General features: G+C 61.7%; 14 protein-coding genes and 1 riboswitch. Of the genes, 1 reads left to right on the top strand and 13 read right to left on the bottom strand.

The annotated features are described in order from the left end of the window. Positions 1 to 9 precede the first annotated feature (9 nt). A complete protein-coding gene (locus HII33_RS07900; RefSeq protein ID WP_179395260.1) occupies positions 10 to 333 on the bottom strand; it encodes a hypothetical protein in 324 nt (107 codons plus the stop codon). 135 nt (positions 334 to 468) lie between these two features. Here HII33_RS07900 and HII33_RS07895 point away from each other — a divergent pair, with 135 nt between their 5' ends. Beyond that, positions 469 to 579, top strand: coding sequence for a DUF4044 domain-containing protein (locus tag HII33_RS07895; protein WP_179395259.1), 111 nt, complete (start codon positions 469 to 471; stop codon positions 577 to 579). A 55-nt stretch (positions 580 to 634) separates the two neighbouring features. On the opposite strand, the gene thiT is transcribed toward HII33_RS07895, so the two are convergent. The 12 genes from thiT to HII33_RS07835 all read right to left on the bottom strand — a co-directional run bounded on the left by thiT (position 635) and on the right by HII33_RS07835 (position 12,078). Further along, positions 635 to 1,237 carry an energy-coupled thiamine transporter ThiT gene (gene thiT, locus HII33_RS07890; RefSeq protein ID WP_179395258.1) on the bottom strand — a complete coding sequence of 201 codons (603 nt, stop codon included), beginning with the start codon at positions 1,235 to 1,237 and terminating at the stop codon, positions 635 to 637. Positions 1,238 to 1,282: 45 nt separating this feature from the next. Further along, positions 1,283 to 1,379, bottom strand: a riboswitch (TPP riboswitch). Between the two features lie 58 nt (positions 1,380 to 1,437). After that, positions 1,438 to 2,871, bottom strand: a complete 1,434-nt coding sequence (gene cls, locus HII33_RS07885) for a cardiolipin synthase (protein WP_179395257.1) — start codon at positions 2,869 to 2,871, stop codon at positions 1,438 to 1,440. A 388-nt stretch (positions 2,872 to 3,259) separates the two neighbouring features. Continuing rightward, positions 3,260 to 4,063, bottom strand: coding sequence for an amino acid ABC transporter substrate-binding protein (locus HII33_RS07880; protein WP_179395256.1), 804 nt, complete (start codon positions 4,061 to 4,063; stop codon positions 3,260 to 3,262). Between the two features lie 12 nt (positions 4,064 to 4,075). Beyond that, positions 4,076 to 4,699 (bottom strand): amino acid ABC transporter ATP-binding protein, encoded by a 624-nt coding sequence (locus HII33_RS07875; protein WP_179395255.1) that lies wholly within the window; start codon positions 4,697 to 4,699, stop codon positions 4,076 to 4,078. A gap of 28 nt (positions 4,700 to 4,727) precedes the next feature. Continuing rightward, a complete protein-coding gene (locus HII33_RS07870; RefSeq protein ID WP_179395254.1) occupies positions 4,728 to 5,405 on the bottom strand; it encodes an amino acid ABC transporter permease in 678 nt (225 codons plus the stop codon). Between the two features lie 506 nt (positions 5,406 to 5,911). Then, entirely contained in the window at positions 5,912 to 6,709 is a 798-nt protein-coding gene (gene minD, locus HII33_RS07865; RefSeq protein WP_179395253.1) for a septum site-determining protein MinD, read from the bottom strand. Then, the gene (locus tag HII33_RS07860; protein ID WP_179395252.1) at positions 6,709 to 7,365 is read right to left on the bottom strand and encodes a septum site-determining protein MinC; all 657 of its coding nucleotides are present in this window, start codon (positions 7,363 to 7,365) and stop codon (positions 6,709 to 6,711) included. The genes minD and HII33_RS07860 overlap by 1 nt, the downstream gene beginning before the upstream one ends. 135 nt (positions 7,366 to 7,500) lie before the next feature. Then, positions 7,501 to 8,040, bottom strand: coding sequence for a rod shape-determining protein MreD (gene mreD, locus HII33_RS07855; protein WP_179395251.1), 540 nt, complete (start codon positions 8,038 to 8,040; stop codon positions 7,501 to 7,503). Continuing rightward, complete coding sequence (mreC, locus tag HII33_RS07850) at positions 8,030 to 8,902, bottom strand: rod shape-determining protein MreC (RefSeq protein ID WP_179395250.1); 873 nt, start codon at positions 8,900 to 8,902, stop codon at positions 8,030 to 8,032. Before mreC ends, mreD begins: the two co-directional genes overlap by 11 nt. A 100-nt stretch (positions 8,903 to 9,002) precedes the next feature. Then, positions 9,003 to 10,007 carry a rod shape-determining protein gene (locus tag HII33_RS07845; protein WP_179395249.1) on the bottom strand — a complete coding sequence of 335 codons (1,005 nt, stop codon included), beginning with the start codon at positions 10,005 to 10,007 and terminating at the stop codon, positions 9,003 to 9,005. Positions 10,008 to 10,105: 98 nt separating this feature from the next. Further along, a complete protein-coding gene (gene radC / locus HII33_RS07840) occupies positions 10,106 to 10,753 on the bottom strand; it encodes a RadC family protein (protein WP_179395248.1) in 648 nt (215 codons plus the stop codon). A 32-nt stretch (positions 10,754 to 10,785) separates the two neighbouring features. Further along, on the bottom strand, positions 10,786 to 12,078 hold the full coding sequence (locus HII33_RS07835; RefSeq protein ID WP_179395247.1) for a bifunctional folylpolyglutamate synthase/dihydrofolate synthase: 1,293 nt from the start codon (positions 12,076 to 12,078) through the stop codon (positions 10,786 to 10,788). Positions 12,079 to 12,177: the final 99 nt, after the last annotated feature.

The following is a 12,177-nucleotide window of genomic DNA, read 5'->3' as shown; positions in this document are numbered from 1 at the left end:
CAGCCCTATTTATCTGACGATCAGTGCGGTCAGCCACCAGATCGTGGTGGCGATGAGGAGCGTGCGACTCAGCCAGTGGGTGTACACCGTCATCAGCAGGTCGTAGTCGCGCGCGACGCGGTCGATCACGAGCAGGATCGCGATGGCGACGGCGCAAAACAGGCATAGCCAGATCATGTCGGCTGTGGCAGGCGTGCGCATCAGCCACAGCGCGAGCAGGTTGAAGCCGACCGCGGCGAAGTAAAAGAGGTTATTGCGAAAATGTGCCGCCATGCTCGCCAGCACGAATGTCCAGCCGAACAGCGGTAGGGCAAAAATCAAGATCGTTGTCATAACTTTCCCTCCACTGTTACTATACCGGTTTTGGGCCAGCAGGGAAAGCCGCCGCTTCACGCGTGGGTGCAGATTTTGATTGCCGCCTGCGCCAAAAACAGGTAAACTGTACCGTAAATAGCAAAGGTGGTGTTCATGGTGAAACAGAAGCGGTCTAAGTTCTGGTATATCACCCACATCGCAGCGGTCGCGATGCTCATCGTCACCGTCTTCGGTGCGGTCGCAATGGCATTTGCAGCCTTCTAAACCGACACGCAAAAGCGCGGGGCCTCAAGCCCCGCGCTTTTTTCGTGCTTGGCCCCTAGGCGTGACCCAGCTTCTGCACTTGCTTCGGTAAGAATAGGGTCCGGATGCTGGTCACCAAAACGGAGATGACGATCAGGCTCAGCAGCCCTGTGGCCAGCGCGCTCCCGCCGTTGATCACCAGCGAGTACTGCCACGCCGGCATCCCCTTAGGCGCATACGACCCCCAGAAGATCCACCCGGCGAGGAAGTGGCAGAAGTACTTGGCCACATCGCCCAGCAAGACGGCCGCCCAGGCCCAGGCGAAACTGGCGGTGCGCTGGTCGCGCTTCAGCGCCGTCTGGAGCCGCCCGGCAAACAGCCCGCCCAGCCCAGCAACCGCAAAGGCGACTGGGTACTCCAAGAGCCCCTGCCCCACGTTCAGGACCGACCCTTCACCGATCCCGATCAGCAGCATGTCCAGCAGCCCCCAAGTGAAGCCAGCGACCAGCCCGGCCCCGACGCCGCGGCGCAGCGCCAGCACGCTGATCGGGATGACGCCGTAGCTCATCTGCACCGAGCTGATCCCGGTCTTATGTGGCACGTACTCCAGGGCCATTGCAAACGCCGCGATGATCGCGATCTCCATCAATACCAACAGTTTGTCCTTAGTTTTGGACATACAAAAAGCCTCCTCTGTGGTGACCCGCGCACAAAGAAGGCCGAATAATCGGCATTCACAAATCCCTACGCTCGTATTAACGAACAGGTTCGAAGGGTCTGGGTCTCCCCACTCTCAGCCATTGGCTCCCCCTTTGTGACGGTCGCACATGTTTAGTTGTCTTACTCGCTGACTATAACATAGTTGATCTGACCTGACAACTACAGGATCGGGGTCAACAGCCGCGACAGTTCCTCGCCCAGCCGCGTCAGGCGGGGCTTGCGCTTCGCCATCGCGTGCGTGTAGTGCGTCGCGCGGGCCATATCTGCGGTGAACAGCGCGGCCGCCTGCTGGGCCAGCGTCTTGTCGTAGATGAACGCCGCCAATTCGAAATTCAGCCGGAAGCTGCGGATATCGAGGTTCGCCGTGCCTGTCGCCAAGAACTGCCCGTCGACCACCACCGTCTTGTTGTGCAAAAAATCATCATTATAATAGTAGATTTGTGCACCAACGCGGACCAGCCGATCGAGGTAAAAGCGCGTGGCCCGCGCCATCATCGGTTGATTGGTCCGCCGCGGGACCATGATCCGCACGTCGATCCCGGAATTCGCGGCGATCGCCAAGGCGTCGATCAGGCTGTCATCCGGCACGAAGTACGGGCTTTGGACCCAGATGCTGTGCTTGGCCATCCCCAACAGCCGCAGGTACCCCAGCTTGATCGCCTCCAGGGGTTGCTCCGGCCCACCGGCCACGATCTGTAAGGTGGTCGTCCCTGTGTCTGGTGCGGGGGGGAAATCCTGCGGGTGAAAGTCGACTTTTTGGACCTTCGCCGTTGTGTTCCAGTCCATGAAGAAGCGCGCCTGAAGCACCGCGACCGCTTGACCGGTCAGCCGCAGCTCGGTGTCGTGGGCGATCGGGCGCCGGCGCGGTGAGCTGCCGATGTCAAACCCACCCATGTAGCCGATCCGCCCATCGATCACGATCACTTTGCGGTGGTTACGGAAGTTGATCCGGGGGTTCGCGCGCCCGAAGCGCGTGGCGATGAACGGCTCAACAGACCCGCCGCACAGGATCAGCGGTTGCCAGAACTTCGGACTCAACCGGTGAGAGCCGAACGTGTCGTACACGACCCGGACCCGCACGCCAGCGCGCGCCTTGGCGCACAGCAGCGTCCGTAACCGGCGCCCGGTCGCATCGGGCTCGATCGTGTACGCCTCGATGTGGATCTGAGTCTGCGCGGCCGCCAGGTCTGCAAACAACCGCGTCTCAAAGGCCGTGCGCGTGCTGATCAGCTGACAGTCATTGAGCGTTGTGATCAGCGCGGCATCGACCTGCAGCAAGGCGCGCACCAGCTCTGGCACACCGGCTGCTTGGTGGTTCCCGATCAGGTCTTGCCCCACCGCGACCGCCTCACGCTGAGCCGCCACCATCTGGTCGATCCCTAGCCGGTGCTGGGTGGCCATCGCGTTCAGCTTGTTCGTAGACAGTTTGCGCCCGAATAGCCCGTAGAACCCAAACCCGATCACCGGCAGGATCAGGAGCACTAACAGCCAGCCCCAAGTCGCCGAGATCTCACGTGGGCGACGCAGCATCGTAATCAACGCCAGCCCGGCATTGACGACCAATACCAGCCCCAAGATCAGCCAGCCCCACATGTCCCCCACACCCCTTCCTCGATATGAGTTTCATTATAACACGCGCTGACGCGCCGCCAAAACGCGGTAGGCCGCCGATACCCCGGGGCCAATCAGCGCACCGCCGCGAAGCTTGGGTTCGGTGCCCTGACGCCCCCGGTCTGATCAGCGTTGAGCGTCGCAGTGGCGCCCAAGAAGGGGTCAGGCCTCAGTAGCGGCGCCCGGTGCGGTCCGAGGCCAGAACCACATGCGCCATCAGCCCGCCCCTTCGAACGCCTATCTGCCGCACTGCGTTCGAGGGCCAAGCCCGCAAACAGGCGTGGCCCCCAGCCAACCTTGAGTGCAGGTTGACCAGGGGCCACGCTTATACGCTGGGCGACGCCCGCTTTGTGTCACAGGCTTGAGGCGATCAGTTATTGCCGAACCACTTCGTCTTTAGCTTAGCCATCGTGCCGTCTTGTTCCAGCGCCTTGAAGGCCGAGTTGAGCTTCTTTTGAAGCGTCTTATCCGACTTGCGCAGCCCGACGGCGAACTTCTCGGCCGTGAACTTCCCGGTCAGGATCCGGTACGCGGACGGGTCAGCCTGGTGGGCCACATAGTAGCGCGCGTAGACTTCATCCATGAAGATGCCTTGGATCCGGCCGGCATTCAGGTCAAGGAAGGCCTCATTGAACGTATCGTAGAGGACCGGGTCTTGATCTTTGATGTACTGCTTGAGCAGCTTCGGGCTGTTGTCCAGCGCCTCGGCACCACTTGAGCCCGTCTGGACCCCCAAGGTCTTGCCCTTCATGTCGCTCATCTGCTTAACGTTCGCGCTCGTCTTGGTCACCAGGATCTGATTGTTGGCCATGTAGCTATCCGAAAAGGCGACCTTTTTTTGGCGGGCCGGGGTGATCGAGTAACCGTTCCAGATCAGATCGATCGAGCCATTCTTCAGCTCGGTCTCTTTCATCGACCAATCGATCGGCTGGAAGTCGACTTTGATCCCGTAGCGCTTGAAGACGGCCCGCGCCAGGTCGATGTCAAAGCCGGCCAGCTTGTTGTTCTTCTGGCGAAACCCCATCGGCACGAAGGTGTCATCGAGTCCGATCACGACTTTCTTCGCGTCTTTGATCTTGGTCCAACCGTCATCGGACTGGGCCGAGCGGTCACAGCCGACCACCGCGAACAGTGCCAGTCCTAACATCAAAAGCCAAATCAATTTCTTTTTCATGATCCATTCCTCCTACTTAGTGACTGTGTATGTCGTATCTGCGACGCTCTGCGCGAAGTCCATGTCATGCGTGACGACGACCTGCGTCATCCCCTGCGCCTTGACCGCGTTGACCAGGTTCGCGACGCTTTGACGTAAGTTCGGGTCCAGCGCGCTGGTCGGTTCATCGTAGAGTAAGATCTTCGGGTTCAACGCCAAGGCGCGGGCGATCGCCACGCGCTGCTTCTGGCCCCCGGACAGGGAGAACGGAAAGGCCTCGGCCTGATCGGCCAAGTCGAGATCGGCCAACAACTTCAGGGCCCGTGCCTTGGCGTCCGCCGCGCTGAGCCCCTGTAACGTCGGGGCCAGCGTGATGTTGCGCAGCACCGTCATGTTAGGGAAAAGCTCGAAGCTCTGGAACACGACGCCGATCACGCCGTCCTTGCGCAGCTGGGCCGGGGTGGTCGCCTCGCCGTTCCAAGTGAAGCGGCCGCTATCAGCCGTGATCAGCCCCGCGATGATGCGCAGCAGCGTGGTCTTCCCCGCACCGGACGGCCCGACGATGGCCAGCGTTTTTTGGTCTTCGATCTTCAAGGAGACGTCCTTCAAGACCACCTGCGTGTCAAACTGCTTGGTAATGCCTGTCAATTCTAGCATCTGTTTTCCTCCCTGGCGCGCCGCCGGTTTACTTGAAGTAGTCGTAGGACTTCTCGATCTTCTTTTGAACGAAGGTCAAGACCAGCGTCATCAGCAGGTAGATCACCCCGACCAGCATCAGCGGGACCAGGGTCACGTCGCGCGCCGAGGCGATGTTGCCGGCGCGAAGCAAGTCGCCTAGCCCGATCACGTAGACCAGGCTGGAGTCCTTGACCAGGTTGATCACCTCGTTGCCCATGGACGGCAGGACGATCTTCAAGACCTGTGGGATCACGACGTAACGCAAGGTCTGCCACCGCGTCAGGTTCAAGACCGTCGCGGCTTCGAACTGGCCTTCCTCGACGGCATCGAACCCCCCGCGGAAGATCTCGGAGAAGTACGCCGCGTAGTTCAAGACGAAGGTGATGATCGCCGCGTCGAAGCGCTGAAAGACGATCCCGACCATCTGCAACCCGTAGAAGACGAAGATCAGCTGAAGCAACAGCGGTGTCCCGCGGAAGACCCAGTCGTAACCCTCGATCAACCCCTTCAGGCCGCGGAAGAACCACTTCTTCACGGCAGATTCCCCGGGCCGTTCCCGGCGCATCAGGCCAACTGAGAGCAACATGCCCAGCGGGATCGCCCCGAGCAGCGTCAGGCCGAAGACGGCAAGCGTCATCTTGGTGCCTGAGAGCAATGCGGGTAGTATCGATGAAATATAGTCCATGTTGTTTCCTCCTCAGAGCGCCTGGTCGCCCAGGTCTGGCAAAGTGTCACGGGCGCTGAGCCCGATCATTCAATCGTGGTGCAGCGGGCACGGACGCAAAAACGCGCCCGCCTACCCGTTGCCGGATAAGAGGACGCGTCTGCGTGGTGCCACCTCAGTTCGTCAGTGCGTCACCACACTGACCTCGCGTGGTTGAAAGCCCATGGGCCCGGGAACAAAAAACGCCCTCACACAGCAACTGCTGTATGAGGGCGCATCTCGCGCGGTACCACCTCAATGTTGCCGACTTGTCACCAAGGCGGCCTCACATGGTCTTTCAACCACAGCGATAACGAGCTCAACCGGCCTGACCTACTGGCTTTCAGCCAGGCACTCTTGGATGTGAGGCACAAAGGGTGACATCCGGCTCCCACCGTTCCGGATTCGCTTGGGTCACTGCGCTTGCGCCATTTCCAATCAACGTTTTGAATGATTGTCTTAGATAATACTCAGCCCCAACACACTTGTCAACCCTGCCGCCGAAATAATCTGGCCCAAAAGCCCACTTTTTTTTGCTCGATGTTCATCAGCGGCACGCTTTCGCCCAGCAGGCGCCGGGCGATGTTGCGGTAGCCTTGGCTCGCCAGGTCATCTGGGTCCATCACCACCGTCTCGCCCTTGTTGGAACTCGCGATCACCGAATCATCGTCGACGATGATGCCCAGCAAGTCGATCCCGAGGTGCTTGGTGATCTCTGTCACGTCCATCGCGCGGCCGTCCGTCATCATGTGCTGGCGGATGCGATTGATCACCAGCCGCGGCGGGAAGACCATGTCGCGCTGCTCGAGCAAGCCGACGATGCGATCGGCGTCGCTGACCGCGCTGATCTCCGGGGTCGTCACGACGATCGCCCCGTCTGCCCCTTCGACCGCGTTGCGGAACCCCTGCTCGATGCCCGCCGGTGAATCGAGGATCAGCCAGTCGAACTCCGGCCGCAGCGCCTCGACGATGGCTTTGACCTGCTCGGGCTCCAAGGCGTCCTTCTCGGCATTTTGCGCCGCCGGGAGCACATACAGGAGGTCATCGAAGCGCTTGTCCTTGATCAGGGCCTGGTGCAACTTGGCGCGGCCCGTGGTCACGTCGACGATGTCGTAGATGATCCGGTTGGAGAGGCCGAGCACGACGTCGAGGTTGCGCAGGCCGATGTCAAGGTCCAAGAGGCAGACCCGTTTGCCTTGCAGGGCCAATGCAGTCCCGATATTCGCGGTGGTCGTCGTCTTGCCGACCCCGCCCTTACCAGACGTCACTACCAGTGCGTTTCCCATTACAAGTCCTCCAATTTGCGGAATAGTTTGGGCCGCAGCTTACCCAGTGCCCCGAGCTCGCCGTGATCCAAGATGTGCAGATCGTTGATGTAGCACAGCGTCTGCGGGCCATACGTGTTCTTCTCGATCACCTCGACCGTATCGGCGATCCGGACCTGACCGGCACCGCTGATGTCACCGACGATCACTGCGTCTTGATCGCCGGTGAAGCCGGCGATCAACAGCCCTTCGACGGGGCCCATCACAAAAATGCTCCCCGTCGCCCGCAACGTCGCACTGCGATGTAGCGTGCCGGTGAACAGCACGTCGCCCGTGTAATCGAGCACCTGCCCCGAGCGAATGATCCCGCCGACCAGGTGGACGCTTTGCGCCAAGAAGCGCTGCCGCAGTGGCGCGACGTGATCGACTTCCGCGTGGACCGACTTGATCGCAAAGCGCGGGAACCCATCGAACACCTGCTGGACCTGGGCCAGCTGTGCCTCTGGCAACAGCCGGTCACCGGTCTCGATCGAAAAATCGACGCTCCCCTCTGGCGTATCCTGTGCCAGGCGTTCAAGTAGCGTCTGCAGCTGCGCCGTGATCTCGGTCATCCCTGCCCAGTCCGCGAGTTGCAACTCAAACCCCGCCTTGCGTCCTTTAAGTGTGACTGCCTCCACGTTTTCACCCCGTTAATCTCGTTTCTATCCTTCCATTATCGCACACTCCAGCCAGATTTGTAGCGGTTCAGCCAAACTTCTGCGCGTGCATCGCCGGCCACCAAAAAAAGATCCACCGCTAACTGCGGTGGATCGCTACGCGTGCGATTCAGGCTTGAGGCGCGCCAGCAAGTGGGTCAGCGGCGCGTAACTCAAGGCGAACAAGACGAGGTTGATCCCCAGTCCCGGGCCGATGTGGTGGGCGATCAGGTCGATCGGCGTCGCCGTGGTGCTACCGAGGAAGCGGCTGACGAAGTAATACGCCGCCAGGTACGCCGTCAACCCGATGATGACCACCGAGCCGACGTACAGGGCCGTTCGCGGCACCAGCGGTTCGATCTGTCGCACGACGTACACGAGCAACGGCCACAGCAGCATGTGGACGCCCAGCATGCCGGTGTAAAAACTGTCGAACACCAGCCCGACCACCCCGGCGATCGCGACGATGTAGGCCTCGTCGGGCAGCTGCAGCGTGATCATCAAAAGCGCGATCAGCGTCAGCTGCGGCACGCCGGTCACAGCGGGCGTCATCACCCACTGGGCGAAGACCTGCGTCAGCGTCCCGTCCAGCAGGAGCGCCACCAGCAGGATCAGCGCGACCCAGCCGTGACCGGTGAATGGCTTATCATTCTGCATCGCTGTCACCTTCGATCGTCCGGTCGATCACCGTCACGACAGAGGCATCGTGCAGGTCAGCCGCCGGCTTGAGGTAGACGGTGTTGGCCAGGCCGAAGTCGTCTTTCTTGATGCTGACGACGGTGCCGATCAACAGCCCCTTAGGCGTCGCCCCGCCCAGACCGGAAGTGACGACCTTCTCCCCTTTTTTGATGTCCTCTTCCGTGTTGATCTGACCCAAGATCAGCTCACCGGACTTTTCGGCAAACCCGGTGACCACACCGTTGATCGTCTTGCCGCTGGTCGTCAGGATCGAGGCGGCAAAGCGGTCCGCGGCGCGGTTGTCCGTCGAGATCATCTCGACTTTGGCCTGCGTCTTGGAGATCTCCACGACGCGCCCGAGCAGACCGGAGCCAGACATCACCGGCATCCCCTTCTTGACGCCAGCGCCTGAGCCCTTGTCGATCAAGAGCACGTTGCGCCAGTCATCCGGGGTGCGGGAGGTCACGGTAGCCGAGATCTGCCCGTAATCCGTTAGCGTCGCGTTGAGCTTGAGCTGCTTTTTGAGCGCTTGGTTCTCGCGCGACAGCGTCTGGTTGCGGACCTTCGTCTGCGCGAGGTCATCGATCTGCGCCTTCAGCCGCTTGTTCTCCTGAAACGCGTTGAGCAAGTCGTTGACGTCATCGAGGCCCGACTTGATCCAGCGCGCCGGACCGGAGACGACCCGCGCACCGATGCCGACCACATCGTTGCCGATCTGCTGCATCAGCGGCGGCGCCGACTGGTTGTTGCGGACCGAGATCGAGCTGAAGATCAAGCCGAGGCTTGCCAGCAAGGCGATCATCAGCACGATCATTTTTTTGTTCGAAAAGAACTTCTGCATTGCGTACCTCCAGACGTCGCGTCAGGCGCGGGTCGGCACAAAAACGGGCCGGCCCAAAACCAAATGGTTGGTCACCGGCCCCATGAACCCGCGCGGGCAATTAGTGCTTCTTCAAGACGTCGATGTTCTTCAGGGATTCCCCGGTGCCGATCGCGACGCAATCCAGCGGCGATTCGGCGACAAACACGGGGACCTTCGTCGCATCAGAGATCACTTCCGGCAGGTTCTTGAGCATCGCCCCCCCACCGGTCAGCACGATCCCGCGGTCGATCACGTCAGCGGCGATCTCGGGCGAGGTCTCTTCCAGCGTCTCCTTGATCGCATCGATGATCGCCAGCACGATCTCATTCATCGCAGTGGCCACGTCGACCGCCGAGATATCGATCGTCTTCGGCAGACCGGTCAGCAGGTCACGCCCGCGAATAGTCATGCTTTCGATGTCTTTGGCCTGGTCGACGGACGCAGAGCCAATCTGGATCTTGATGTCTTCGGCGGTCCGCTCCCCGATCAGCAGGCTGAAGTTCTGGCGGATGTACGTCGCGATCGACTCGTCGATCTTGTCGCCGGCCATGCGGATGGAGCGACTGGAGACGATCCCCCCCAGGGAGATCGTCGCCACGTCGGTGGTCCCACCACCGATATCGACGACCATGCTCCCCGTCGGATCCATGACCGGTAGCCCGGCACCGATCGCCGCAGCGTAAGGTTCCTCGATCACGAAGGCGTCTTTGGCCCCGGCGACCTTCGCCGCATCGATCACGGCGCGCTTCTCGACTTCCGTCACGCCACTCGGCACGCAGATCATCACTTGCGGGTGGTTGCCCTTGCCGCCGAGCGCTTTGTCCATGAAGTACTTGAGCATCGCGGCCGTGGTGTCGTAATCCGCGATCACGCCGTCTTTCATTGGTCGGATCGCATTGATGGTGGCCGGCGTCCGGCCGATCATCGCTCGGGCTTCTTCCCCCACCGCGATCACTTCGTCTGTCTGCGTATTTTTCGCGACCACGGAAGGCTCGTGCGTCACGATCCCTTTCCCGTCAACGTACACGAGGGTGTTGGCTGTACCGAGGTCGATCCCGATGTTTTTCGATCCTAATCCAAGCAAAATGTTCTCTCCTTCAACTACTGCATCGTTTTTTCGGTCCCTATGATTATAGCATACCCCGCACTATCAAGGGTTTTTCAACGCGAATTTGCAAAATCTTATATCTTGCCCGCCGCGGCAAACGAGTAAAAGCTAGCGCCACCGACCACCAAGTGATCCAGTAACGGGATGCCCACCACGGCGCCGGCGGCCACGAACCGCTGCGTCAGCTCACGGTCGGCCGGACTCGGTGTCGGGTCGCCGCTGGGGTGGTTGTGCACTAGGATCAGCTTGGCCGCATTCACCAACAGGGCCTCGCGGTAGACCACGCGGGGGTCGGCCATTGCCCGGTCGAGCCCCCCGCGGGCCACGACGCGCTCGGCGATCACCGCGTTTTTGACATCCGTCAGCACCGCGACCAACACCTCCTGCGCCTCACCGGCCAGCCGGGCGCTCATCGATCGGCCGAGCCCCGCGCTCGAGACGACCTGCCCGTGCCGGAGCCGCTGGCGCACCTGCACACGCCGCCCCAGCTCGACAGCCGCGCAGAGCAAGGCGGCCTTTCCCGGTCCGAGCCCGGGCAGGGCCATCAGCTGATCGACGCCGACGTGGGCCAGCTCGACCAGCTGCGGGTACCGGGCCGTGAGCGCGGTCGTCGTCGCCGTCAGTGGCGTCGCCCCACTGCTGCTGCCCAGCAGCACGCGCAGCAGTGCCTCGTCTGTCAGGGCCTTGGCCCCGTGCGCCCGCAACGCTTCTCTTGGCTGCATCCTGATGCGCCTCCACTCCTGTTTAGAGAAGATTACGCGTTCGGCGCCGCGAACAACGCCTGGCGTACGGCGCTTGCGAGGTACAGGGAGCCCGTGATCACGACCGGCTCATCGCGGTAGTCCGCGAGGTGTGCGGCCAGCGCCGCCTGCCAGGTCTCGAATCGCCGCAACTTGGCGGCGTCTGGATAATCCGCGAGCGCTTCAGCCCGAGGATTGTCTGGCACTGGCACCAGCCACAGCCGGTAAGGCGTGTGTTCGAGCAACGTGATCATCTGCGCGACGTCCTTGTCCGCCAAGATCCCGACGATCAGGGTCAACGACTGGTGGCCAAACACTTGCTGCAGCGTGTCGCGCAGCGCCGCGATTCCTTGAGGGTTGTGGGCCCCGTCGATCACGATCAGCGGGTCATCACTGAGCTTCTCCATGCGCGCCGGCCACTGACTGGCCGCCAAGCCCCGCCGGATCTCCTTGGACGCCAGCGGCCAGTGCAAGGCGGCCGCGGCCAGCTTGCTCGCCTGGATCGCAAGCGCCGCGTTGTGCTGCTGGATCTGGCCGACCAGTGGGAGCGTAAGGGCCGCCAGGCGGCCTTGGTCATCCCAGTAGCTGAACCGCTGCCCCCAGCCGACCATCGTCGCATGGTCGACGCCAAAATCCTGCCCGTCGACCAGCCAGCGGCTGTGGGTCGTGGCGACCTTCGCCGCGACAGCGGCGGCCGCCTCAGCCGGTAGCGCGGCAGTCACCACGGGCCGCTCTGGCTTGATGATCCCCGCTTTGTGGGTCGCAACACTGGCCAGCGTGTTACCAAGCAGCTTGGCGTGATCCAGCCCGACGCTGGTGATCACGCTGACCAGCGGTGTGATCACGTTCGTCGAATCCGTATCCCCGCCGATCCCCACCTCGATCACCGCCAGATCAACGCCTTGGTGGTCAAAGACCCAAAACGCCATCGCCGTGATGAACTCGAACTCCGTCACACCGAACCCCGGCTGGGCCGCCTGAAGCGACGCCAACGCGATGGCGACAACGTCGTACGCGCGCGCCAGTTGGTCGTCGTCCAGTGGCACCCCGTCGATCGCGATGCGCTCGTTGAAGCGCATGATGAACGGCGACGTGTACAGGCCGACCGTCAGCCCACTGGCCATCAGGATGTGCGCGATCGCATTGGCCGTCGAGCCCTTCCCGTTGGTCCCAGTCACATGCACGTACTGGCCGCGCTCCGGGTGGCCCAACGCCGCCAACAGCGCCGTGATCCGCTCGTGACCACCGGTCTTGGCCAGGCGGGGCAACTGGTGGATCGCCGCCACCGCCGCTTCATAACTTGTCATCTACTCACCCTCCGAATCGCTATTCCCTCAATTATAGCCCGTTCCCCCGCCGGGTCTAGCCCCCAAAATCGGGCCCGAGCGATCGACCCTGTCGACTGC

This window comes from Lacticaseibacillus absianus (assembly GCF_013407595.1).
In the GTDB taxonomy this organism is placed as follows: Bacteria; Bacillota; Bacilli; order Lactobacillales; family Lactobacillaceae; genus Lacticaseibacillus; species Lacticaseibacillus absianus.
The sequence above is the reverse complement of the archived record's forward strand: the minus strand, read 5'-3'. Positions and strand labels throughout refer to the sequence as shown.